Origin of the sequence: Streptomyces sp. NPDC047525 (genome assembly GCF_040643025.1) — a bacterium.
Taxonomy (GTDB): domain Bacteria; phylum Actinomycetota; class Actinomycetes; order Streptomycetales; family Streptomycetaceae; genus Streptomyces; species Streptomyces durmitorensis.
The window spans coordinates 506,250-527,975 of sequence record NZ_JBEYTL010000004.1 but is presented as its reverse complement, the minus strand read 5'-3'; the positions used below and the strand labels follow the sequence as shown (position 1 = coordinate 527,975).

Below are 21,726 nucleotides of genomic sequence, written 5' to 3'. Positions count from 1 at the left end.
GTCTCGTCTCGCTTTCTCGATTACTGTGAACGAGACGGTTCGTCTTGTCAAGGGTTAATGAGACGGTACGTCTCGGCTCGTTCGCTGCTACATTCGACGGCATGGTCCAGAAAACCGCCCCTGACTCCAAGCGTCGCAGCGAGCGTTCGCGCCGCGCGATCTATGACGCCGCCCTCGAACTCGTCTCCGAGGTCGGCTACGCCAAGCTCACGATCGAGGCCATCGCCTCCCGTGCGGGCGTGGGCAAGCAGACGATCTACCGCTGGTGGCCCTCGAAGGGCGCCGTCCTGCTCGACGCCTTCCTCGACCTCGGCCACCAGGCGGGCGTGGAGGCCAGCGCCGCGGCGGGCCACGAGATCGAGCACGAGCTCCCGGACTCCGGAGACCTGGAGGCCGACCTCAAGTACGTCGTGCGGGCCACCATCGACGAGCTCAAGAACCCCAAGTACGACGCCCCTTACCGGGCGCTGGCCGCCGAGGGCATGCTCAACGACGAGATCAGCGCCGAGTACGTGGAGAAGCTCCTCGAACCCTCGCTCCAGCTCTACGTGAAGCGGCTGCGGATCGCCCAGGAGGCCGGCCAGGTCGCCCCCGAAGTGGACCCCCGCATCGCCCTGGAGCTGTGGACGGGCCCGATCGCCCAGCGCTGGCTGCAGCGCACGGGCCCGCTCACGCACGAGTACGGCGACAAGCTCGTCGAGTACGCGCTCCACGGCATCGCCCCGCGCTGATCACGCGGGGTCGACCGGCCACCGCTCCCGCAGGCCGGCGGCGCTCACGCCCTTCGCCGCCTTCACCGGCGTCCGCGCGAGCAGCCCCGGCGTGTCCGTGATCACGCCGTTGACGCCGAGCCGCAGCGCCCGGTCGCGCTGAGCCGGAGTCGTCACCGTGTGCGCCCACACCCGGGGGATCCCGGAGTCGACCGCGCGCAGCAGATCCACGTCGCGCGCCCTGTGGTCCACGTCCAGGACGTCCACGAACCCGGCCCACCGCGCGGGCCGGTCCGTGCGCATCTGCGCCTTGGAGCGCCACAGCTGCGCGAGCAGGCCCATCTGGTGGGCGCGGGATGCGACGCCGGGCTCGTTCGAGTTCACGAACACCGAGCGGGTCAGGCCCCGCGCGCGGATCAGCGAGCCGAGCGTCCGCAGGCTGCGCGGATCCTTCGCCTCCAGCATCAGCACGATCCGCCCGCCGAAGCGGTCGAGGACCTCGGCGACCGTCGGCGGCCGCTCGGAGCGCCAGGCGCCGGGCAGTCCCGCGCTCGGCCGCAGCCTCACCTGCCGCCACTGGCGCAGGGTGAGCGAGCGCACCGGGCCCTTGGAGGTCGTCGTGCGGTCCAGGGTCTCGTCGTGCAGGGCCACGAGCGTGCCGTCGCGCAGCATCCGCGTATCGACGTCGATGACCTGGGCCGTGCCGCGCGCGTAGGCGGCCACCAGGCCGGACATGCTGTTCTCCGGCACCTCAAGGGCGCCGCCCCGGTGCGCGGTGTACGTGATCCGGGGGAGGGCCTCCACCGTCAGGGGGCCGCCGCCGCCCCATTCGAGCGGGGTGAGGGGGCCGGCGGGGGGTGCGAGGGTCAGTGTGGTGAGGCTCATGAGCCCCGAGAGTCCCGAGAGCACAGTCCTTGTGACCATGGCGAACACGGTAGGGGGGCATATCCCCTGTTAGTACGCAATGACGCGCGATGTCACCCTGCGCCTTGCATCACCCCAGCTACCCCGGATGTGGGCTCTGGCCCCCCGAGGAGCAGGATGGTGCGACCATGGGACATGCTTCTCGGCACAAATGCGAGGTGAGGGGATAGATGGGCGCGGAGTTCGGCCGCCGGTCCGGCGGACAGAGCAGGATTTCCCAGTGGCTTCGCCGACGTCCCCGACCGGAGGACACGGCAGGCGAGGAGGCGAGCCGCGAGGCTCTGCTCGTCGCCGCCGCGGCAGCGGGTCTGCCGCTCTCACCGGCGGCGCACCCCTCCGCGTACCGATGTTCCTGCGACCGCATCGGGTGTCCCACCCCCGCCAGGCACCCCATCTCCTTCGCCTGGCAGACGCAGTCCACGACCGACCGCGGGCAGATCGAGCGCTGGGCCAGGCATCAGCCGCAGGCCAACTTCATCACCGCGACGGGCATGGTCCACGACGTCCTGGACGTGCCGCTTGCCGCCGGGCGCGAGGCGCTCGCCAGGCTGCTCGCCGACGGCATCGACGTGGGTCCCGTCGCCGAGTCCGAGGGCCCCATGGACGAGGGGCGGATGCTCTTCTTCACGCTCACGCGCGGCACCCCCGAGGACGAGGACGAGTGGTGGCCCTGTGAGCTGGACTGCCACCCCGAGACGACGAACGAACACCCGGGCTTCCGCTGGCACTGCCGCGGTTCGTACGTCCTGGTGCCGCCCGCCCGGCTGCCGGGCGACCTGGCGGTCAGCTGGATCCGCGGACCCGAGCACGCGCTCCCGGACCCGCTGACGCTCCTGGAGACGCTCACCGACGAGTGCGCCCGCGTCGCGGGCGAGCCCCAGCACGACGTCGCCGCCTGGCCGTTGAGGGGCTGACGCCCGCGCGCGAAGGACGGGTTACTCGCCCTTCGCGCCCGTCAGGCCCTGGATGCGGCTCAGGAACGTCACCTTGCCCGTCCCCGCCGGGTCCACGACGACCTGGTTGGAGACGCGCTCCAGCATCACCGACTGCTTGACCTCGCCCGTCAGGAGAGGCTTCACGTCGGGTTCGACGGTGAGGTTCACGCCCTTCGCGGCGGTCTGCTTCTCGTAGTGGTGCGTCGAGAAGAAGACCATCGCGCCGCCGTCCTGGGTGCGCAGACCCACCGGCGCGAACGCTCCGTCGTTCTTCGGCTCGTCGATGTACTGGACGGCGATGCCGCGGCGCTTGGTGTTCTTGTCGCGGAACGCCTTCCACGTCGACGTGTGATCGCCCGGCGCGAACGTGTCGCCGCCCGACTTCAGATACGTCGTGTACTCCTTGCCGAGATTCTTCGGCGCCACGGCCAGCGCCGACGAGTTCACCGCGACCGGCTCGGCCCAGCCGTCCTTGTCCTTCTTCAGCTCGGGCATCTTGTCGGGCGCCACGAGGTTCAGGTACGACGCCTCCCACAGCTGGTCCTTGCTGCCCTTCGTGAAGACCAGGACCCAGCGCAGGTCGCCCCTGCGGTTGGACTTCGTGTCCGCGACGAACCACCGGGGCCAGCCGGCCTTCTTGGGGATCGAGTACTTCGCGTCCGTCAGCTCCAGCGGCACCTGCTTGGGGTTGCCGCCCGGCTTCTGCGCGCCCCGCGACTTCAGGCCCGCCTGGTTGATGGCGCCCAGCGGGCCCGTGACCCGGGCCGCGTCCAGGGCCGGGTCGTACGCCTTCTCGGCCTTGTTGTACGCGGTGAGGAAGTCCTGCAGAGCGCGGTCGGCCTCAGCCTTCGTCGCCGACGGGATGACCTCCCGCTCCCCGTGCACCGTCACGCACCCGGTCGCCGTCACCGTCAGTACGGTCGCCGTCGACGCCGCCATCGCGTACCGGACCGTCCGCTGCGACCGTCCGCCCCGCAGCGGAGTGCGCTGCCTTGGAAGCCTGCTCATGCGTTGCGTTCACCTTCCCCTTCCCGGGCCCGAACCCTACCGGGGCGAAGAAGAACGCGAGAGTCGGGATCAGGTACAGCAGCCACACCGTGACCTGGACAACCGTCGGATCGGGCTGGAAGTTGAAGACGCCCTTCAGGAGTGTGCCGTACCAGCTGTCCGGCGGAATCGTCGCGCTGATGTCGAACGCCTTGTTCTGCAGCCCGCCGAGGAACTCCGCCTCCTGCAGGTCATGGACGCCGTACGCGAGGACGCCCGCCGCCACGACCACCAGCATGGCGCCGGTCCAGGTGAAGAACTTCGCCAGGTTGATGCGGACCGTGCCCTTGTAGAACAGCCAGCCGAGGGCGATCGCGGTGAGCAGCCCCAGGAGCACGCCGATCAGCGGACCCGGCGTGCCGTCGCCCGACGCCCGCACGGAGGCCCACACGAACAGCGCGGTCTCCAGGCCCTCCCGGCCCACGGCGAGGAACGCGGTGGCGACCAGGGCGCCCGTGCCCATCTGCAGCGCCGCGTCCAGCTTGCCGTGCAGCTCCGCCTTGAGATGACGGGCCGTACGCCGCATCCAGAAGACCATCCACGTCACCAGGGCGACGGCGACGATGGACAGTGAACCGCCCAGCGCCTCCTGCGCCTTGAACGTCAGCTCCTGCGAACCGAAGGTGAGCGCACAGCCGAAGCCGAGCGCGAGCGCGCACGCGACGCCGATGCCGATCCAGATGGGCCGCAGGGCGTCGCGCCGCTCCGTCTTCACCAGATAGGCGATGAGGATGCAGACGACCAGGCTGGCCTCGAGACCCTCGCGCAGGCCGATCAGATAGTTGCCGAACATGTCTGTCAGATCCCCTCAGCCGAACAGTGCCCGGCCCCACCAGTCGTCCTTGCCGCGGACGCCCGGCGGGATCGCGAAGACCGCTGAACCCACGTGCTGGATGTACTCGTTGAGCGTGTCGGAGCGCGACAGCGTGCGCTGCACCGGAATGAATCCCGTGCGGACGTCCCGCTGGTACGCGAGGAAGAACAGCCCCGCGTCCAGGCGGCCGAGGCCGTCGGTGCCGTCCGTGAAGGAGTAGCCGCGGCGCAGGATCGTCGCACCGTCGTTGGTGTCCGGGTGCGCGAGCCGGACGTGCGAGTCGGGCTTCATCGCCTTCAGGAACGGCTCGTCGTGCTCCTTGGCCTTACCGACCGGGGCGCCCTCGCCCTTGTCACGCCCGAAGATGTCCTCCTGCTCGCCGAGCGGAGTCCGGTCCCAGGTCTCGACGTTCATGCGGATGCGGCGCGCGACGAGGTACGAGCCGCCGGCCATCCAGCCGGGCCCGTCCTTCTCGCCGACCCACACGTGCTTCGCGAGCGCGGAGGCGTCCTCGCCCGAGACGTTGCGCGTGCCGTCCTTGAAGCCGAAGAGGTTACGGGGCGTCTGCGCACCCGGCGTCGTCGACGAGGTCTTCCCGAAGCCGAGCTGCGACCAGCGCACCGCGACCTTGCCGAAGCCGATGCGGGCGAGGTTGCGGATGGCGTGCACGGCGACCTGCGGGTCGTCCGCGCAGGCCTGCACACAGAGGTCGCCGCCGCCGCGGGACCTGTCGAGGTTGTCGCCGGGGAACTTGGGCAGATCGACAAGCGCCTCGGGCCGCCGGTCCGCGAGCCCGAACTTCTCGAAGAGACCAGGCCCGAAGCCGATGGTGAGGGTGAGCCGGGACGGCTTGAGGCCGAGCGCCTCGCCGGTGTCGTCCGGCGGCGCCTCGGCGAGCCCGCCGAAGGCGCCCTCACCGACCTGGTGCCCCGCGGTCATCCGCGCGGCGGCCTTCGTCCAGTCCTTCAGGAGCTGCACGAACTGCTCGCGGTCGTCCGTCTTCACGTCGAACGCGGCGAAGTGCAGCCGGTCCTGGACGGCGGTCGCGATGCCCGCCTGGTGCCTGCCGTGGAAGGCGACCGCGCCGCCCGCCGACGCGGCCGGCACGGCCTCGTCCCCGGACCGGGCCACCGCCACCGCGCCCCCGGTCACCGCGGCGCCGAGCGCGAGCCCCGCACCGCCCCAGCCGAGGAGCGAACGCCGGGAGGGGGTACCGGAGTCGGCGCCCTTGTCCGCCTCGTCAGGAACGGGCGCCGTGCCCGTGTCGCCGGTGATCTCAGCCATCGTTCCGGTTCCCCCCAGCCGCTACTTGGACTTGACGACGACGGCGGCGGCCAGCTTCGACAGCGGCTCCGCGAGCGCGTTGACGCCGTCCTGGAGCTCCTTCTGCTCGGCCTTGCCGACCTTGTCGTACGACGTGTACTCGTACGAGTCCTTGCCCCCGCCCTGGCGGTACTTGTCGAGCAGCTTGTCCAGGGCCGCGAACTGCTTGTCGAGCTCCTTGGTGAGCGCCGGGTCGTTTTCCGACGCGACGGCCTTGAGCAGGCCGTACGCCTCCTCGGCGCCCTCGACGTTCGCCTTGAAGTCGACGAGGTCGGTGTGCGAGTAGCGCTCCTCCTCGCCGGTGACCTTGCCGGTGGCGACCTCGTCGAGCAGCTCCTTGGCGCCGTTGGCCATCGAGGTCGGGGTGATCTCGGCCTTGCCGACGCGCTTCTGCCAGTCCTTGAGGTCCTTGTCCAGCAGAGTGGCGAGCTCCTTCTCGCGCTCGCCGATCTTCTTGTCCTTCCACAGGGCCCGCTCCAGACGGTGCCAGCCCGTCCAGTCCTTCTCCAGGTCCTGACCCTCCTCGAGGCCGTCCTCGCGGACGTCCACCTTCGGGTCGATGTCGCCGAAGGACTCGGCGACCGGCTCGGTGCGCTCCCAGCCGATGCGGGAGGTGGAGTACGTCTTCTTCGCGGCCTCGATGTCGCCCTCGCGGACGGCGTCGGTGAAGAGCTTCACCTTGGGCAGCGTCGCGTCGGCCTGCTCCTGCGCGTAGGCGCGGTAGTCGGCGACGGCCTTGTCCAGACGCGGGTCGCGCTTGACGGCCTTGCCGCCGCTGACGGTGACCTTCTGGCGGATGCCGTCGCCCTTCATGCCGGGCTTGCAGGCGATCTGGTACGAGCCGGACTTCACCTCGGCGGTGAGCTTCTGCTTGGTGCCGGGGCCGATGTTCTCGCGCTCGCTGACGATGCGGTCGTCGGGAAAGAGGAGGTAGACCTCGGTGACCTTGGAGCCCTTGTTCTCGATGGCGAGCTCGACGTGCCCGGAGCTGAGCTTGGTCTTGGAGACCTCGCACTTGTCGTCCGTGGCGGTCACCTCGACGGTGTTGCCACCGCTCTTGGCGTCGCTCTTCTCGGTGCAGCCCGTGACGGCGGTGAGCGCTGCCGCTGCGGCGATGGCAGTGGCGACGGGGAGGCGGACGGGGCGCATAGGGGCTCCAAGGCGGGTCACGGACGGTTCCGGCATGCCGGTGAGGCGGACCTAACTTAACCGACCCTTACCTGGTCGATACCCAGCTGTTCCGTGATTCACCTCTCAACGGTTGGGGGTGCTCACGGGGGTGTCACGGTGGGGTGATGGGGGGTTCATGGGGTGGCAAAGTGAGGGTCAAGTCGGGCTGGATGGTTCCAGCCCGGATGGGGGTCCCCCCTGCTCCTTAAGAGCTTGGGGGAGTTTGAGGCCATCTTGTACGGGGTCTGGGGCGGAGCCCCAGTTTCGGGAAGGGGCGGGATTGGGGAAGCCCCGCAGGGACCGCCTTCAGCCCCGGACGGGGGCAACCAGCGGAGCCCCCGTCCGGGGATGCGGAAATACCTCGACGGGCTGCCGGTACACCTCGCTCAGGAGCTCCCCGGTGAACACCCCGGCCGGAGGCCCCTCCGCAGCGACGACCCCACCCCGAAGCACCGCCACACGATCCGCGTACGCCGCCGCAAGCCCCAAGTCATGCAGCACCACCACCACCGCGTCCCCCGCGGCGGCCCGCTCCCGGCAGACCCGAAGCACCAGCTCCTGGTGGCGCAGATCGAGCGCCGCGGTCGGCTCGTCGAGCAGCAGCAGCGGCGCACGCTGGGCGAGGACGCGGGCCAGCGCGACCCGCGCCCGCTCACCCCCGCTGAGCGCGGAGAAGGGACGGGCGGCGAACTCGCTCACCTCCGTCGCGGCCATCGCCTCCCGCACGACACGGTCGTCCTCGTCCTCCAGTGCCGTCCCGGCCCAGGGCGCACGCCCCATCCGTACGACGTCCTCGACCGCGAAGGGGAAGGAGAGCGCGGCGGCCTGCGGCAACACGGCCCGCCGCAGGGCCAGTTCGCGGGCGGCCCACGCCGTGGTGGGCCGCCCGCAGACGCGTACGACCCCTTCGTCGGCCGGAAGGTCCGCGGCAAGGGCGGCCAGCAGCGTCGACTTCCCCGCCCCGTTGGGCCCGACCAGGGCAAGCACCTCGCCCGCCCGCGCGGTCAGGGACACCCCGGCGATGACCTCGCGCCCCCCGAGCCGCACCCGCAGCTCCGACGCCTCGGCCAGGGCGTCGCCGGGTGAGACGGGCCCCGGCAGCGCACGCCCGCGTCCGGACGAGAACAGCCGCTCGGCGACCCACCCGACCATGCCCGTCTTGCTCGTCTTGACCGTCATGCCCAACCCCCTTGCTTGCGACGGGTCCTGCGCAGCAGCCAGAAGAAGAACGGGCTCCCGAAGAGCGCGGTGAGCACCCCGAGCGGCAGCTCCGCCGGAGCCGCCACCGTCCGCGCCGCGAGATCAGCGCCGACCAGGACGACCGCCCCGCCCAGCGCACTGCCCGGCACGAGGAAGCGGTGGCCCGGGCCCGCCGCCATGCGCAGCAGATGCGGGACGAGGAGTCCCACGAACGTGATGATCCCGGCGACGGCCACGGCGGCGGCGGTCAGCAGCGCCACCACGAGGACGAGGACGAGCCGCAGCCGTTCGACGTCGACGCCGAGATGCCGCGCGGGCCGCTCGCCGAGCGCGAGGAGGTCCAACTTCCGTGCGTACAGCGGCGCCACGGCCAGACCGGCCACCGCGCACGGCAGCACGGCGAGCACCTTCGGCCACGTCGCACCCGAGAGCGAGCCGAGCTGCCAGAAGGTGATCTGGGTGATCTGCGCGTTGTCCGCGAAGAAGATGCAGAGGCCGATCAGCGCCCCCGCGAACGCGTTCACCGCGATCCCGGTCAGGATGAGCGTGACGACCTCCGTGCGCCCGCCGCCCCGCGAGAGGACGTACACGACAAGGACGGTCGCGAGCCCGGCCACGAACGCGCAGACCGTCACCGTCCAGTTCCCGAAGAAGCTGAGTCCGAGCGCGATCGACGCCACCGCGCCGACGGCCGCGCCCGCCGAGATCCCGATGACGCCGGGCTCGGCGAGCGGATTGCCGAACACGCCCTGCATGAGTGCCCCCGCGCAGCCGAGCGAGGCCCCGACGAGCAGGGCGAGCGTCACGCGCGGCAGCCGCACGTTCCACAGGACGCTCTCGCCGACCCGGTCGAGCGCGCTCCCACCGAGACCGATCCGGTGCTGCACGGAGCTGAGGACGTCCCCGAGGGGGATGTCGTACGCGCCGATGCCGGCGGAGAGGAGACAGAGGAGGACGAGGACGGCGACGAGTCCGACGGTGAGGGCGGCGGTCGCGCTCCGGCGGCGGACGCCGGGCTTGTGCGGCTCCCGCGATGCGGCTCTGTCGTCCACCGGCTTGGCGAGGACGCTCACTTCGCGCTCCCGTACAACTGCTCCACCAGCGACTTCAGTACCTGGTCCGTCCGGGGTCCGTAGTTCAGGAGCACCCCGTCGTCGATCGAGACGATGCGGCGGTCGAGCCCCGCGGGGGTCTCGGCGACGCCCGGGATCTTGAGCAGCCCGTCCACGCCGTCCACGGATTCGAGCCCCTTCGACATGACCAGGATCGCGTCGGGCGCCGCCTTGGCCAGCGCCTCGCTGGTGATCGCCGTGAAGTCCTTCTTCAGGCCCGACTCCTTGCCCGCGTCGACGGCGCCCGCCGCCTCCAGGAGCGAACTCGCGCCGGACTCCCGGCCGCCGAGCAGATAGACGGAGGCCGAGCCGCGCAGGTAGAGGAAGGCGACGCGGGGCTTCTCGGTGCGGGCGGATGCCGGGATGGACTTCCGTACCTTCGCGATCCGTTCCTGCGTACGGGACTTGAGCTCGTCGCCCGACTTCTCGACGCCCAGAGTCTTGGCCACCGCCTCGATCCGCGGAGCCACGTCGTCGAGGCCCTTCGCCGGGTCGAACACGACCAGCGGGATGCCCGCGTCCCGGATCTGGCCGATGGCCTCGGCGGGCCCCGTCGAGGTGTCCGCGAGGACGACCGTCGGCTTCAGGGACAGGACGCTCTCCGCCGAGACGTCGTGCGCACGTGTCACCACCGGCAGCTTCTCCGCCTGCTCGAAGGTGGCGGTGATGTCGCGGGCCACGACGTTCTTTCCGAGCCCGAGCGTGAAGACGATCTCGCTGAGGCTGCCGGTCAGCGGCACGATGCGGCTCGTGTCCTCGACGGTGACCTTCTTGCCGTCGGCCGACGTGACGGTGGCGGGCAGCGCGGGGGAGGGACGGGACTTCAGCGGCTCGACCCGGTCGGGCGCGGAAGCCGCGGCCTTCGCCTTCGGGGAGGTCTCGCCACCGCCGTCCGACGACGATCCGCAGCCCGTGAGAGCCAGGGCGAGAACGGCGGTCCACGCGCCGGCGATACGGAGTGAGCGCGGCATACGCACCGAAGTCCACCGTCCTGTCGTGCTGTTGAGGGTCTGTTGTCGGTCTGTTGTCGGTCTGTTGTCGGTCTGTTGCGGGTCTGCTGTGGGGCGCTTGGGGCGCGGGTGGCCGGGATGGGGGTTCCGGCCGGAGTGATCGTAGTTTAGGTTAGCCTTACCTCATTAGCCACACCTGGAGGGGTCCCATGTCGTCGTCAAGACAGGCGCGAGCCATCGCCCGCGCCGGAGCCGTGGCCGTGCTCACCGCACTCGTCGGAGCACTGCTGCCGACGGCCACCGCGCACGCGCAGGACCGCACGGTCCAGGGCGGACGGCTCGACTGGGGCATCAAATCCTCCTTCCAGAGCTACGTCACCGGGCCGATCGCCCAGGGGAGTTCGACGCTGCAGGGCGGGGCCGCCACGGTCGGCGGCAGCCAGTTCCGCTTCCACTCGGCGAAGGGTTCGTACGACCCGGACAGCGGGGCCTTCAGCGCCGGGTTCTCCGGAGGGGTGCACTTCCTCGGGCACAAGAAGGGCGGCTCGTACGAGCTGGACCTCACCATCAGCCGCCCCACCGTCAAGATCTCCGGCGGCTCCGGCACGCTCTACGCCGACATGGTCAGCAAGGAGAAGGGCACGGGCAAGGTCACGACCAGCGCCCAGGTGCCGCTCGCGACCCTCGGCATGTCCGGCATCAACATGAAGGGCGGCGCGGGCCCGATCGCCCTCAACAACCTTCCCGCCACGCTCACTTCCCAGGGTGCGAAGGCCTTCGCCGGGTACTACACGGCGGGCACCGAGCTCGACCGGGTGAGCCTGTCGACGGACCTCGCGGCGAAGTCCGGCTCCGGCGAGCCGTCGAAGAAGCCCTCGCCGAAGCCCTCGAAGTCCGCGAAGTCCGACGAGAAGGCGAAGGCCGGTCGGATCGAGGACGCCGCCGTCGACTGGGGCGTGCGCCGCACCTTCCGGGAGTACGTCACCGGCTCCATCGCCCAGGGCGAATGGAAATTGTCCGCCGGGGCCCAGGACGGCGGCGCGCTCTTCCGCTTCCCGCAGGGCGAGGGGACGTACGACAAGAAGAAGCAGACCCTCGACGCGGACTTCGCCGGTGCGGTGCGCTTCACCGGTGAGCACGGCCTCGATCTCGCGCTGAGCAAGGTCGCCGTCGAGGTGAAGGACGGCAAGGGCACGCTCTTCGCGGACGTCGACAGCACGGGCTCCGACAGCAAGGGCGGCAAGGGCGTCACGCTGAAGAAGGCCCCGCTGATCACCTTCGCGGCCAAGGAGTTGAAGCCGAAGGACGGGCTCGTCTCCCTCACCGAGGTGCCCTCGAAGCTCACCGCCGACGGCGCCAAGGCGTTCGGCGGCATGTACAAGGCGGGCTCCGACATGGACCCGCTCTCGCTCGCCGTCGGCCTCAACGCCGACGCGAAGCTGCCCGCGCTGCCGGACCTCGGCTCTTCCGCGAGCCCGGCACCGCAGGCGAAGAAGGCCGAGCCGAAGACCGAGAACACCGCTTCGGACGCCTCCGACTCCTCGTCGCCCGCCCTGCCGATCGGTATCGGCGCGGGCGTGGCCGTACTGCTGGCCGCCGCGGTCACGTTCGGCGTCGTACGCAAGAAGCGTGCGGCGACGGACGCCCCCGGCTCGGATTCCTGACCTTTCGGCTCGGATTCCTGCCCCATCGCGGGTCGTCCCGCCTCTGCTTGCTCGTCTCTCTGCTTACTCGTCTCTCAAGGAGAAGCCTGACCATGGCCGCCAACCGTCGTCCCATAACCCTCGCGGCAGCCGTCGCGACCGCCGTCACGCTCGGCGCGACCGCCCTGACCCTTCCGGCGCTCGCCGCGGACAGCGGCAACGCCGCCGCGCCGCAGGTGGAACTCAAGGACGGCACGCTGGACTGGGGCTTCAAGGAGTCCTTCCGCAAGTACGTCACGGGCATGGCCGCGGGCAAGATCGAGGCCACGGACGGCGCCAAGCAGGCCGCCGACAACGGGGTGTTCACCTTCACCGACGGCAAGGGGACGTACGACACCGGGACGCACGCCACCGACGTCGCCTTCAAGGGCAGCGTCCGCTTCTCCTCCACGGCTCACGGCTTCGACATCAAGGTCGCCGACGTGAAGGTCCGCACCAAGGGCACGAGCGGCGCCATCCAGGCCGACGTCAGCCTCAACGGCACCGCCCAGAACGACATCGACCTCGCCAAGCTCGACCTGACCGGCATCACGCCCGGCACGGGCGAGGGCGGCGCGATGACCTACAAGGACATCCCGGCGACGCTGACGGCGGACGGCGCCAAGGCGTTCAACGGCATGTACAAGGAGGGCGACAAGCTCGACCCGGCCACCCTCTCGGTGAAGTCGGGCGGCGCCCCGACCGAGAAGCCGACCGAGACGCCGAAGCCGACGGACAAGCCCACCGAGACGCCCAAGCCGACCGCGAAGCCCACCGAGACCCCGAAGCCGACGGCGAAGCCCACCACGACGCCGAAGCCGACGTCCGGCACCGAGCAGCCCGCGGGCGAGGTCCACGACGGCTCGCTCGCCTGGGGCGTGAAGGAGAGCTTCCGCCGGTACATCGAGTCCGGCGGCGGCGCCACGCTCTCCGGCGGCGCCGAGAAGAACGACAACGGCTACGACTTCCCGTACGCCAAGGGCGACGTGGACAGCGACGCGAAGAAGCTGGACGCGTCCTTCGGCGGCGCCGTCCGCTTCCAGTACAAGGCGCACGGCATCGACATGAAGTTCAGCGACATCAAGGTGGCCGCGAGCGGCACCAAGGGCACGCTGACCGTGGACGTCACCACGCCCAAGGGCACCAACAACGACGTGAAGTTCGCGACGCTCGACCTCTCCAAGGCCTCGTACACGGCGAAGGACGATGTCGTCGTGCTCGACAAGGTGCCTGCGGCGTTCACCGCGGCGGGCGCGAAGCAGTTCGAGAGCGAGGACGCGCCGTCCGGCTACAAGGCGGGTGACGCGATCGACCCGGTGACCGTGGCTCTCGCGGTCGCCGACGGTGCACAGCTGCCGGGCGGCAGCGGTGGTACCGGCGGCAGCGGCGGCACGGGCGGTTCCGGCTCCACCGGCGGGGGTTCGTCCGACCTCGGCGGTTCGGTCGGCGGCGGCACGGGGGGCACGGGCGGCTCGATGGCGTCCACCGGTGCGTCGGTGCCGACGGGCGCGCTGCTCGGGACGGCTGGCGTGATTGTCGCCGCGGGCGCGGGAGCGGTCTTCGTGGCCCGGCGCCGCACTTCCTGAGGATGTTTGAATGCCCGGGTGACAGAACTACTTGAGGGACCGGACGTCCTGCGAGTCTTCTGCGGGCCCGACGGTCGGCACGGCAATGAGCTCGGTGTCGTGCGCGACGGGGCCCGCGTTCCCGGGCGGGGCGAGCGGCAGGAGATCGCCGGGAAGCTCGGCTTCAGCGAGACGGTGTTCGTCGACGACCCCGAGCGCGGGGTCATCGACATCTACACCCCCACGCTGCGGCTTCCCTTCGCCGGGCACCCTTGCGTCGGTACGTCCTGGCTGCTCGACGTCCCCGAACTGGTCACGCCCGCGGGGGTGGTGGAGGCCCGTCATGACGGGGAGTTCAGCTGGATCGCCGCGCGGCCGGAGTGGGCGCCAAAGCGGACGCTGCGTCCGTACGGGAGCCCGGCCGAGGTGGATGCCCTCGCGGTGCCCCCGCGGGGGGAGTGGGTGTACGCCTGGGCGTGGGAGGACGAGGCGGCGGGGCGGGTCCGCGCCCGGGGCTTTCCGGGGCGCGATGACGGCATCCGGGAGGATGAGGCCACGGGGGCGGCGGCGCTGCTCCTGACGGAGCGGCTCGGCCGTGCGCTCAACATCACGCAGGGACGCGGCTCACAGATCCTCACGGCGCCTGCGCCCGGGGGGTTGATCGAGGTCGGGGGACGGGTGCGGCTGGCAGGGGGCTGAGGTCCGCCTCCGGCGGTTCCTTTCTCCAACCCCGCCCCTTCCCGGCTGCATCTATTGGCGGCTTCGCCGCGGGCCGCTGGCGCGGGGGCCTTGGTTGCCGTCATCACCGGCTCCGCCGAGTTCGTCCTCAAACGCCGGACAGGCTGACAGATTCCGGCCGGGCTGGATATATCCAGCCCGGATGGGGGTCCCCCCTGCTCCTTAAGAGCTTGGGGGAGTGTGAGGCCATCTTTTCGGGGTCTGGGGCGGAGCCCCAGCCAGGCCCGGGGCGGAGGCACGGTTTTCGGGAAGGGGCGGGGTTGGGGAAAAAGAAGCCGCTTACGCGGACAGCGGGAACTCTTCGCCCAGCTCGCGGAACACCCCGGTGTTCAAAGCGAAAGCGCGCTTGCACTCGTCCACGATCCGCTGCCTCTCCAGCTCATCGGGGACGACTTCCCCGAGACCGTCCAGCAGTTCGCGATAGCCCCGCTTGAACGCGGCCGGGTTCGAGATTCCCTCGAAGACGTAGAACCGCACACCGTCGCCCTTCCGGGCGAACCCCCACGTCTGCTCCGCCTTGCCGCGGATGATCTGGCCGCCGGAGAGATCGCCGAGGTAGCGGGTGTAGTGGTGGGCCACATAGCCCCCCGGCCACTCCGCGGCGCATTCCGCGACCCGCGCCGCGTACGCCGCCGTGGCGGGCAGCGGGGTGGCCGAGGTCTGCCAGCCCGCGCCGCGCAGATGGGAGAGGTCCCGCTCCAGCTCCGCGACGCGCAGCAGCTCGGGCTGGATGAACGGCCCCGCGACCGGATCGTCCTTCAGCGCCGCCGCGCCCTCCTCCAGGGCGCGGTACACGAACCACAGCTGCTCGGTGTAGCGCGCGTACGCGTCGACGCCGAGCCTGCCGCCGAGGAGGTCGCTCATGAACGTCGAGGTCTCCGCCTCCGTGTGCTGCTCGTGCGACGCGGTGCGGATGACCGTGGAGAACGGATCCATGAGGGACCTCCGAAGCCGAATGGAGCGTAGAAAGCCGAAGAAAGGCGGGAACCAGTGCGAACCGGCGTGGCCTTCACCGATCATCCAAGTTAGGCTTACCTAAGTCAACTGGTTCCCGACGTCCTGTCGGTAAAACGCTACCCGCTCAGAGCTCAGGGAAGCGTAAGGATCTCCGCCCCGCTGTCCGTCACCACGAGCGTGTGCTCGAACTGCGCGGTCCGCTTGCGGTCCTTCGTCACCACGGTCCAGCCGTCCTCCCACATGTCGTACTCGTACGTGCCGAGGGTCAGCATCGGCTCGATCGTGAACGTCATGCCGGGCTGGATGACCGTCGTCGCGTGCGGGCTGTCGTAGTGGGGGACGATCAGGCCGGAGTGGAAGGACGTGTTGATGCCGTGGCCGGTGAAGTCGCGGACGACGCCGTAGCCGAAGCGCTTGGCGTACGACTCGATGACGCGGCCGATGATGTTGATCTGGCGGCCGGGCTTGACCGCCTTGATGGCGCGGTCGAGGGACTCACGGGTCCGCTCCACGAGGAGCGTGGACTCCTCGTCGACGTCCCCGACCAGGTACGTCGCGTTGTTGTCGCCGTGCACCCCGCCGATGTACGCGGTCACGTCGAGGTTGATGATGTCGCCGTCGTTGAGGACGGTGGAGTCCGGGATGCCGTGGCAGATGACCTCGTTGACCGAGGTGCACAGCGACTTCTGGAAGCCGCGGTAGCCGAGCGTGGACGGGTAGGCGCCGTGGTCGCACATGTACTCGTGGGCGACGCGGTCCAGCTCATCGGTGGTCACGCCGGGCGCGATGTGCTTGGCGGCCTCGGCCATCGCGCGCGCGGCGATACGGCCCGCCGTGCGCATCAGCTCGACGGTCTCGGGGGTCTGCACCTCCGGCCCCTTGTACGGGGTGGGCGCGGGTTTCCCCACGTACTCCGGGCGCCTGATGTTTCCCGGAACGGGACGGATGGGGGAGAGCTCCCCTGGGACGAGCAGTGACTGGCCAGACATGCCAGCGAGTCTAACCAGCGGTGGTGGGGCAGCATGGCTCAGAGAGCGTGACCCAGCAGTACCCAGCGGTACTGAAATGAGAGGAGCGGGCCATGGCGCTGTTCAAGAAGCGGACCGTCGGCAAGCCGGGCGAGTGGTACTACTGCCTGGAGCACCAGAAGGTCGAGGAGGGCCCCGACTGCCCCGGCAAGGACCGCTTCGGGCCCTACGCGTCCCGCGAGGAGGCCCAGCGCGCGATGGAGACCGCCGCGGAGCGGAACCTGGAGTGGGAGACCGACCCGAAGTGGCACGACAAGGACGCCCGGGGCCAGGGCGGCAACGCCTGACCAGCCGCCGGGCGCCCGGTCATCCGGCGGCGGAGACCTCCCGGCGCCGGAGCGCGTCCTCGTCGGTGGTCGCGTCGTACGAAAGCAGCTTCGGAAGCACCGCTGTCAGGGCGGCGACCGAGGCGACGCAGGCGAGGCCGCCCGACCAGATCGCGCTGCGGGTGCCGGTCCAGCCGGCGGCCGCCCCCGCGCGGACCTGGCCCAGCTGCGGGCCGACGCTGTAGGAGAGCACCTCGATGCCGGCGAGGCGCCCCCGCAGCTCGTCCGGGATCGTCTGGTTCCAGATCGTGGAGCGGCCGAGCCCGCTGAGCATGTCGCCCGCGCCCGCGAGGGCCAGGCACACGAGCACCAGCCATACGTTGCCGAACCATCCCGCGGCCGTGATCGCGAGCCCCCAGCCCGCCGCCCCGAACACGACGAGCAGCCCGTGCCGCCGCACCCGCGAGGTCCACCCGCTGGTCAGGCTGAGCAGCAGCGAGCCGACCGCACCGGCCGCGTACATCAGGCCGAGCGACCACTCCGCGTCGAGATCCTCCGCGAGGAACGGGAAGATCGTGTTCGGGAAGGCGAAGAACATCGCCGCCATGTCGATCGCGTACGTGCCGAGCAGCACCGGCCGCGACCACGCGTACCGCGCGCCTTCCGCGAGGCCCCGCAGGGAGGGCTTCTCCGCGTCGTGCGCGGGAGGCGCGGGTGCGATGCGGGCGCACAGGGCCACGGAGGCGGCGAAGGAGACCACCGTCACCGCGTACGCGGGTGCGTGCCCGGCGTAGGCGACGACCAGGCCCGCCAGCGAGGGGGCCGCGATCGCGCCGACGTTCCAGCGCAGCGAGTTGAGCGCGGAGGCGGCGATGAGCTGGTCGTGCGGCACGATGCGCGCCATCAGGGAGTCCAGCGCGGGGCGTTGCAGTCCCGCGAGCGCGGAGACCCCGGCCGCCACCACGTACAGCGGCCACAGCAGCGGCTCCGGGAGCAGCGCGTTCATCAGGAGCACCGCCGCGAGCAGGCCGAGCCCCGCCTCGGTCAGGAGAATCACCTTGCGCCGGTCCACCGCGTCGGCCAGCGCACCTCCGTAGAGCCCGAAGACGATCAGCGGCACCAGCTCGACCGCGCCCATCGCCCCGACGGCGAGCGGCGAGTCGGTGAGGTCCTTGATCTGCAACGGCAGCGCGACCAGGGCCATGAAGCTGCCGAAGGTGGTGACGAGCCCCTGGACCCAGAGCAGCCGGAAGTCACGCGTGGAGCGCCAGGGGGAGAGGTCGGGCAATACGGAGGAGAGGGACACGAACAGCCATGGTCAGCGCGGCCGGTACCGCGGGGCAACTCATTTCTCCGGGCGGGGGCGCCTCCCTCACCACCGCGCCGGTGGCGGTGACGTCAGCTGGTCGGCCAGGCGGGAGAGCCGGTCACGGAGGCTGCGGCGGCCCCGCGCCGCGGGGAGCGAGTTCTCACCGGCCGCCGCGCTCACCAGGTGCTGGACCATGTCGAGATCGAGCTCGGGCGTCTGCGGCACGGTCAGTGCCTCGTGCGCCATGGCCCGCAGATCGCCGTGCCCCGAACCCAGGGCAAGCACCGTCGCCCCCGCCGCACGGGCGTCGTGCACCCGCTCAAGCAAGCCCGCGCCCGGCGACGCGGCGGGCGTGTCCGGTGCCACCACGAGCAGTGTCTCGCCGCGCCGTGCCGCCTCGATCCGGCCGAGCCCGGTCGAGAGGTGGGCGGGGTCGCCCTCCCGCACCCGGTGGCGTACGAGCGTCGGCGTCAGTTCCGGTGTCCCGGACCACGCGGCCTCGTCCACGAGATGCGCGGCCAGATGCCACGGCTCGTACTCCTCCGTGCCCACGAGCAGCAGCCCGCCCCCGTGCGGCACCACGGAGGACCGCAGCGTCCCCGCGAAGCGTCGCGTCGCGCCCACCCACTGGGTTCCTGCGAGCACTTCGCGCAGCAGCGCGACCCGTACGGCGTCCATGGGGCCGCATCCTGCCTCAACATGTCAGTCGTCAGGCGGAGTTCACCGGGAATTCGCCCGGGGTGGGGACTGACCCGGGATGGCTGATGAGACAACTGTTCCCTTCCGTGCCGGACGCGAGGGCTACGCGAGCTTCCGGATCCCCGCCGTCGTCCTCACCGACTCCGGCTCCCTGCTGGCCTTCTGCGAGGGGAGGGTCGGCTCGCAGGACGACTTCGGCAACATCGACGTGGTGCTGAAGCGGTCAAGCGACGGCGGCCGCACCTGGGGTCCGCTCCAGGTCGTCGTCAAGAACGGCGACGACCTCGCGGGCAACCCCGCCCCCGTCGTCCTCGACACCGGCCGCGTCCTCCTCGTCCACGTCCGCAACGCCGCCGCCGCGACCGAGGACGCCATCCGCCGCGGCAAGGTCTCCGCCGCGAACGGGCGGCGCATCTGGGTGCAGCACAGCGACGACGACGGGCTGACCTGGTCGGCCGCCCGGGAGATCACCGGACAGGTGAAGAAGGCGAACTGGCGGTGGTACGCGACCACTCCCGGCCACGCGCTGCAGACCAGCACGGGCCGTGTCGTCGTGCCCGCCAACCACTCCCTGCCGCCCACCGGGACGGACAACGGCACCGAGGGCAAGTACAACGGCGGCCACTGCCTCCTCAGCGACGACCTCGGCCAGACCTGGCGCATCGGCTACGTCGACGACAACACCGACGGCTATGTGAACGTGAACGAGACCACCGCGGCGGAACTCCCCGACGGGCGGCTCTACTTCAACACCCGCAACGACTCGCCGTCCCCCGGCACCCGCGCCGACGCCCACTCCGGCGACGGCGGCCAGAGTCTCGCCAAGCCCTTCCGGCCGCAGGCGGGGCTCGTCGGACCCGTCGTCGAGTGCAGCGTGCTCCAGCTGCGTACGCCGGACGTGCTGCTGTTCTCCGGGCCCGCCGACCCCGGCTTCCGTGCCCTGATGACGGTGCGCCGGAGCCACGACGGCGGCACCACGTGGCGGCACGCGTACACGGTGGACGGGCTGCCCGCCGCGTACTCCGACCTCGTCCGCGTCGACGACGAGACCGTCGGACTCCTCTACGAGACGGGTGACTTCAGCGCCTACGAGACGATCACGTTCCGGCGGATACCGGTGAGCGCGCTGACCTGACCCGGACGGCGGACAGGCGGTGAGTAAGGTCGGCCGTATGACCTCTAACGACAGTGTGCAGAAGGCCCCCGCCAAGGATCCCTGGGAGCTGCCCGACGTGTCCGGACTCGTCGTCGGCGTGCTCGGCGGCACGGGTGACCAGGGCCGCGGCCTCGCCTACCGCCTGGCCCGCGCGGGCCAGAAGGTGATCATCGGCTCCCGCGCGGCCGAGCGGGCGCGGACCGCCGCCGACGAGCTCGGCCTCGGTGTCGAGGGCGCCGAGAACGCGGAGTGCGCGCGGCGCAGCGACATCGTGATCGTCGCCGTGCCGTGGGACGGCCACGGCAAGACCCTCGAAGCGCTGCGCGAGGAGCTGAGCGGCAAGCTCGTCGTCGACTGCGTGAACCCGCTCGGCTTCGACAAGAAGGGCGCCTACGCCCTGAAGCCCGAGGAGGGCAGCGCCGCCGAGCAGGCCGCCGCCCTGCTTCCGGACTCCAGGGTCACGGCCGCCTTCCACCACCTCTCGGCGGTCCTGCTCCAGGACGCGGACGTCGAGGAGATCGACACCGACGTGATGGTCCTCGGCGAGGTCCGCGCCGACACGGACATCGTGCAGGCGCTCGCCGCGCGGATCCCCGGCATGCGGGGCGTCTTCGCGGGGCGTCTTCGCAACGCGCACCAGGTCGAGTCCCTGGTGGCCAATCTGATCTCCGTGAACCGGCGGTACAAGGCGCACGCCGGGCTGCGCGTGACCGACGTCTAGGACGTAGCGGGCATGGGGGACACTGGTTGCGGACGCCGATCGCCACGTCGTGTCGAACGTCGCTCGGTGCGTCGTCCGCCCGGTGTCCCACCACCTCCCCGAATCGACCCCCGACAGGAGCCGACCCCCATGCCCCGCCTCGCTCTCTACGCCCTCACGGTCTGCGCCCTCGCCGTCGTCGCGGCCGTGGTCTCCTTCGTCCAGGGCTACTGGATCGGCGTCGTCTGGGTGCTCCTCGCAGGACTCTCGTCGAACATGGCGTGGTACTACCTGCGCCGCGCGAAGGCCCAGCGGGACGCCGCGCGCGCCGCTACGGGTTGAGCGTGCAGTACTGGCTCGGGTCGCCGTCCCAGAAGCGGTAGAAGTCCTGGCCGCAGTACGTCTCCAGGTCGTACACACCGAGGCCGCGCAGGATCGCGTCGATCGCGTCGAAGAATGCGCCGTTCACCTCGGGGATCCACAGGATGCCGAAGACGGCGATCAGGCCGAACGGCGCGAACGGCTCCACCTGGCGGCGGATCTTGTGCGAGAGCCAGGGCTCGATGACGCCGTAGCCGTCCAGGCCCGGGATGGGCAGCGAGTTCAAGATCGCCGCCGTCACCTGGAGCAGGGCGAGGAAGGCGAGCGCGAACCGGAAGGTGTCAGGGACACCGGAGAGCGCGTCGAGCCAGAACGGCGCCGTGCAGACGACCGCGAAGAGCACGTTCGTGAGCGGCCCCGCGGCCGAGATCAGACTGTGCTTCCACTTGCCCTGGATCCGGCCGCGCTCGATGAAGACCGCGCCACCCGGCAGACCGATGCCGCCCATGATCACGAAGAGCACCGGAAGCACGATGCTGAGCAGCGCGTGCGTGTACTTGAGCGGGTTGAGGGTCAGATAGCCCTTCGCGCCGATGGAGATGTCGCCGCTGTGCAGGGCGGTGCGGGCGTGCGCGTACTCGTGCAGACAGAGCGAGACGATCCAGGCCGCTGTCACGAAGAGGAAGACGGCGAGCCCCGGATTGTCCGCGAACCCGGTCCACGCGGCCCAGCCGGAGACCGCGGTGACGGCGGCGATCCCCAGGAAGACGGGGCTGATCCGCCGGTCGCTGCGTCGGGTGGGAGCGGTGGTCATGAGGCGGGGCTCCTGGAGGTGGCGGGCCGGTTGTCGTACGGGACCGTACCCCGGCGTACGTCGAAAACGTCTCGCACTCGGTGGGGAGTTCCGGGGAGGGTGGGGGCATGGCGCTGTGGAACGTGACGTACAGGCCCGACACCGTGGGACGGGTGCGGTCGGTCCAGTTGGTGACGCGAGGGTTCGCGCAGGGCTGGTTCCGGCGGGAGGCGGGGGTGCTCGTCTCCCTCGGCGTGCGGGAAGATGACGGGTGACCGCCGGTTCCCCTCTCCCACGGACAGGCCGGACAGCGGTCCGCCGGGCGAT

General features: G+C 70.8%; 23 protein-coding genes. 10 read left to right on the top strand and 13 right to left on the bottom strand.

The genetic code is table 11. The features are described from left to right. Positions 1-101 precede the first annotated feature (101 nt). Positions 102-731, top strand: coding sequence for a TetR/AcrR family transcriptional regulator (locus ABZ833_RS14820; protein WP_361045949.1), 630 nt, complete (start codon positions 102-104; stop codon positions 729-731). Here ABZ833_RS14820 and ABZ833_RS14815 read toward each other — a convergent pair whose 3' ends face one another. Then, positions 732-1,634: a glycerophosphodiester phosphodiesterase family protein gene (locus tag ABZ833_RS14815; RefSeq protein WP_361045947.1), complete on the bottom strand. Its 903-nt coding sequence runs from the start codon at positions 1,632-1,634 to the stop codon at positions 732-734. Between the two features lie 170 nt (positions 1,635-1,804). Here ABZ833_RS14815 and ABZ833_RS14810 point away from each other — a divergent pair, with 170 nt between their 5' ends. Next, positions 1,805-2,548 (top strand): bifunctional DNA primase/polymerase, encoded by a 744-nt coding sequence (locus ABZ833_RS14810; RefSeq protein ID WP_361045945.1) that lies wholly within the window; start codon positions 1,805-1,807, stop codon positions 2,546-2,548. 21 nt (positions 2,549-2,569) lie between these two features. Here ABZ833_RS14810 and ABZ833_RS14805 read toward each other — a convergent pair whose 3' ends face one another. The 7 genes from ABZ833_RS14805 to ABZ833_RS14775 all read right to left on the bottom strand — a co-directional run bounded on the left by ABZ833_RS14805 (position 2,570) and on the right by ABZ833_RS14775 (position 10,206). Then, a complete protein-coding gene (locus ABZ833_RS14805) occupies positions 2,570-3,508 on the bottom strand; it encodes a hypothetical protein (RefSeq protein WP_249593070.1) in 939 nt (312 codons plus the stop codon). Further along, positions 3,411-4,409 (bottom strand): iron uptake transporter permease EfeU, encoded by a 999-nt coding sequence (gene efeU / locus ABZ833_RS14800; protein ID WP_361045943.1) that lies wholly within the window; start codon positions 4,407-4,409, stop codon positions 3,411-3,413. The genes ABZ833_RS14805 and efeU overlap by 98 nt, the downstream gene beginning before the upstream one ends. A 15-nt stretch (positions 4,410-4,424) precedes the next feature. Beyond that, positions 4,425-5,714 (bottom strand): iron uptake transporter deferrochelatase/peroxidase subunit, encoded by a 1,290-nt coding sequence (gene efeB / locus ABZ833_RS14795; protein WP_361045941.1) that lies wholly within the window; start codon positions 5,712-5,714, stop codon positions 4,425-4,427. Positions 5,715-5,735: 21 nt separating this feature from the next. After that, complete coding sequence (gene efeO, locus ABZ833_RS14790) at positions 5,736-6,902, bottom strand: iron uptake system protein EfeO (RefSeq protein WP_361045939.1); 1,167 nt, start codon at positions 6,900-6,902, stop codon at positions 5,736-5,738. 327 nt (positions 6,903-7,229) lie between these two features. Beyond that, positions 7,230-8,102 (bottom strand): heme ABC transporter ATP-binding protein, encoded by an 873-nt coding sequence (locus tag ABZ833_RS14785; protein WP_361045937.1) that lies wholly within the window; start codon positions 8,100-8,102, stop codon positions 7,230-7,232. After that, positions 8,099-9,175, bottom strand: a complete 1,077-nt coding sequence (locus ABZ833_RS14780) for an iron ABC transporter permease (RefSeq protein ID WP_361046329.1) — start codon at positions 9,173-9,175, stop codon at positions 8,099-8,101. Before ABZ833_RS14780 ends, ABZ833_RS14785 begins: the two co-directional genes overlap by 4 nt. Positions 9,176-9,192: 17 nt before the next feature. Next, a complete protein-coding gene (locus ABZ833_RS14775) occupies positions 9,193-10,206 on the bottom strand; it encodes an ABC transporter substrate-binding protein (protein WP_361045935.1) in 1,014 nt (337 codons plus the stop codon). A gap of 188 nt (positions 10,207-10,394) precedes the next feature. Here ABZ833_RS14775 and ABZ833_RS14770 point away from each other — a divergent pair, with 188 nt between their 5' ends. The 3 genes from ABZ833_RS14770 to ABZ833_RS14760 all read left to right on the top strand — a co-directional run bounded on the left by ABZ833_RS14770 (position 10,395) and on the right by ABZ833_RS14760 (position 14,131). After that, a complete protein-coding gene (locus tag ABZ833_RS14770) occupies positions 10,395-11,849 on the top strand; it encodes an HtaA domain-containing protein (RefSeq protein WP_361045933.1) in 1,455 nt (484 codons plus the stop codon). 92 nt (positions 11,850-11,941) lie between these two features. Next, positions 11,942-13,453 (top strand): HtaA domain-containing protein, encoded by a 1,512-nt coding sequence (locus tag ABZ833_RS14765; RefSeq protein WP_361045930.1) that lies wholly within the window; start codon positions 11,942-11,944, stop codon positions 13,451-13,453. A gap of 18 nt (positions 13,454-13,471) precedes the next feature. Then, positions 13,472-14,131, top strand: a complete 660-nt coding sequence (locus tag ABZ833_RS14760; protein ID WP_361045927.1) for a PhzF family phenazine biosynthesis protein — start codon at positions 13,472-13,474, stop codon at positions 14,129-14,131. 318 nt (positions 14,132-14,449) lie between these two features. Here ABZ833_RS14760 and ABZ833_RS14755 read toward each other — a convergent pair whose 3' ends face one another. Together ABZ833_RS14755 and map are read right to left on the bottom strand one after the other, a co-directional pair. Further along, on the bottom strand, positions 14,450-15,106 hold the full coding sequence (locus ABZ833_RS14755) for a biliverdin-producing heme oxygenase (protein WP_361045925.1): 657 nt from the start codon (positions 15,104-15,106) through the stop codon (positions 14,450-14,452). Between the two features lie 152 nt (positions 15,107-15,258). After that, positions 15,259-16,116, bottom strand: coding sequence for a type I methionyl aminopeptidase (gene map / locus ABZ833_RS14750; RefSeq protein WP_361045922.1), 858 nt, complete (start codon positions 16,114-16,116; stop codon positions 15,259-15,261). Between the two features lie 92 nt (positions 16,117-16,208). Between map and ABZ833_RS14745 the strand changes: the two genes are divergently transcribed. Then, positions 16,209-16,442 carry a hypothetical protein gene (locus tag ABZ833_RS14745; protein WP_361045920.1) on the top strand — a complete coding sequence of 78 codons (234 nt, stop codon included), beginning with the start codon at positions 16,209-16,211 and terminating at the stop codon, positions 16,440-16,442. A 19-nt stretch (positions 16,443-16,461) separates the two neighbouring features. Here ABZ833_RS14745 and ABZ833_RS14740 read toward each other — a convergent pair whose 3' ends face one another. Both ABZ833_RS14740 and ABZ833_RS14735 read right to left on the bottom strand, forming a co-directional pair. Next, positions 16,462-17,733 (bottom strand): MFS transporter, encoded by a 1,272-nt coding sequence (locus tag ABZ833_RS14740; protein WP_361046326.1) that lies wholly within the window; start codon positions 17,731-17,733, stop codon positions 16,462-16,464. Positions 17,734-17,793: 60 nt separating this feature from the next. Then, on the bottom strand, positions 17,794-18,408 hold the full coding sequence (locus ABZ833_RS14735; RefSeq protein ID WP_361045917.1) for a hypothetical protein: 615 nt from the start codon (positions 18,406-18,408) through the stop codon (positions 17,794-17,796). A gap of 79 nt (positions 18,409-18,487) precedes the next feature. Between ABZ833_RS14735 and ABZ833_RS14730 the strand changes: the two genes are divergently transcribed. The 3 genes from ABZ833_RS14730 (at position 18,488) to ABZ833_RS14720 (ending at position 20,627) form a co-directional block, all read left to right on the top strand. Beyond that, positions 18,488-19,564 carry a sialidase family protein gene (locus ABZ833_RS14730; RefSeq protein ID WP_361045914.1) on the top strand — a complete coding sequence of 359 codons (1,077 nt, stop codon included), beginning with the start codon at positions 18,488-18,490 and terminating at the stop codon, positions 19,562-19,564. Positions 19,565-19,601: 37 nt separating this feature from the next. Continuing rightward, a complete protein-coding gene (gene npdG, locus ABZ833_RS14725) occupies positions 19,602-20,306 on the top strand; it encodes an NADPH-dependent F420 reductase (RefSeq protein WP_361045912.1) in 705 nt (234 codons plus the stop codon). A gap of 129 nt (positions 20,307-20,435) precedes the next feature. Beyond that, entirely contained in the window at positions 20,436-20,627 is a 192-nt protein-coding gene (locus ABZ833_RS14720; protein WP_361045909.1) for a hypothetical protein, read from the top strand. On the opposite strand, the gene ABZ833_RS14715 is transcribed toward ABZ833_RS14720, so the two are convergent. Beyond that, positions 20,617-21,420, bottom strand: coding sequence for a site-2 protease family protein (locus ABZ833_RS14715; protein ID WP_361045906.1), 804 nt, complete (start codon positions 21,418-21,420; stop codon positions 20,617-20,619). The two genes, ABZ833_RS14720 and ABZ833_RS14715, sit on opposite strands and share 11 nt — an antisense overlap. 107 nt (positions 21,421-21,527) lie before the next feature. Here ABZ833_RS14715 and ABZ833_RS14710 point away from each other — a divergent pair, with 107 nt between their 5' ends. After that, entirely contained in the window at positions 21,528-21,674 is a 147-nt protein-coding gene (locus tag ABZ833_RS14710; protein ID WP_361045903.1) for a hypothetical protein, read from the top strand. Positions 21,675-21,726: the final 52 nt, after the last annotated feature.

What these genes read in the sequence shown, in the direction of transcription:
- ABZ833_RS14820 (WP_361045949.1), top strand. Translation starts at nt 102, where the DNA reads ATGGTCCAGAAAACCGCCCCTGACTCCAAGCGTCGCAGCGAGCGTTCG.
- ABZ833_RS14815 (WP_361045947.1), bottom strand. Translation starts at nt 1,634, where the DNA reads ATGGTCACAAGGACTGTGCTCTCGGGACTCTCGGGGCTCATGAGCCTC.
- ABZ833_RS14810 (WP_361045945.1), top strand. Translation starts at nt 1,805, where the DNA reads ATGGGCGCGGAGTTCGGCCGCCGGTCCGGCGGACAGAGCAGGATTTCC.
- ABZ833_RS14805 (WP_249593070.1), bottom strand. Translation starts at nt 3,508, where the DNA reads ATGGCGGCGTCGACGGCGACCGTACTGACGGTGACGGCGACCGGGTGC.
- efeU (WP_361045943.1), bottom strand. Translation starts at nt 4,409, where the DNA reads ATGTTCGGCAACTATCTGATCGGCCTGCGCGAGGGTCTCGAGGCCAGC.
- efeB (WP_361045941.1), bottom strand. Translation starts at nt 5,714, where the DNA reads ATGGCTGAGATCACCGGCGACACGGGCACGGCGCCCGTTCCTGACGAG.
- efeO (WP_361045939.1), bottom strand. Translation starts at nt 6,902, where the DNA reads ATGCGCCCCGTCCGCCTCCCCGTCGCCACTGCCATCGCCGCAGCGGCA.
- ABZ833_RS14785 (WP_361045937.1), bottom strand. Translation starts at nt 8,102, where the DNA reads ATGACGGTCAAGACGAGCAAGACGGGCATGGTCGGGTGGGTCGCCGAG.
- ABZ833_RS14775 (WP_361045935.1), bottom strand. Translation starts at nt 10,206, where the DNA reads ATGCCGCGCTCACTCCGTATCGCCGGCGCGTGGACCGCCGTTCTCGCC.
- ABZ833_RS14770 (WP_361045933.1), top strand. Translation starts at nt 10,395, where the DNA reads ATGTCGTCGTCAAGACAGGCGCGAGCCATCGCCCGCGCCGGAGCCGTG.
- ABZ833_RS14765 (WP_361045930.1), top strand. Translation starts at nt 11,942, where the DNA reads ATGGCCGCCAACCGTCGTCCCATAACCCTCGCGGCAGCCGTCGCGACC.
- ABZ833_RS14755 (WP_361045925.1), bottom strand. Translation starts at nt 15,106, where the DNA reads ATGGATCCGTTCTCCACGGTCATCCGCACCGCGTCGCACGAGCAGCAC.
- map (WP_361045922.1), bottom strand. Translation starts at nt 16,116, where the DNA reads ATGTCTGGCCAGTCACTGCTCGTCCCAGGGGAGCTCTCCCCCATCCGT.
- ABZ833_RS14745 (WP_361045920.1), top strand. Translation starts at nt 16,209, where the DNA reads ATGGCGCTGTTCAAGAAGCGGACCGTCGGCAAGCCGGGCGAGTGGTAC.
- ABZ833_RS14735 (WP_361045917.1), bottom strand. Translation starts at nt 18,408, where the DNA reads ATGGACGCCGTACGGGTCGCGCTGCTGCGCGAAGTGCTCGCAGGAACC.
- ABZ833_RS14730 (WP_361045914.1), top strand. Translation starts at nt 18,488, where the DNA reads ATGGCTGATGAGACAACTGTTCCCTTCCGTGCCGGACGCGAGGGCTAC.
- npdG (WP_361045912.1), top strand. Translation starts at nt 19,602, where the DNA reads ATGACCTCTAACGACAGTGTGCAGAAGGCCCCCGCCAAGGATCCCTGG.
- ABZ833_RS14720 (WP_361045909.1), top strand. Translation starts at nt 20,436, where the DNA reads ATGCCCCGCCTCGCTCTCTACGCCCTCACGGTCTGCGCCCTCGCCGTC.
- ABZ833_RS14715 (WP_361045906.1), bottom strand. Translation starts at nt 21,420, where the DNA reads ATGACCACCGCTCCCACCCGACGCAGCGACCGGCGGATCAGCCCCGTC.
- ABZ833_RS14710 (WP_361045903.1), top strand. Translation starts at nt 21,528, where the DNA reads ATGGCGCTGTGGAACGTGACGTACAGGCCCGACACCGTGGGACGGGTG.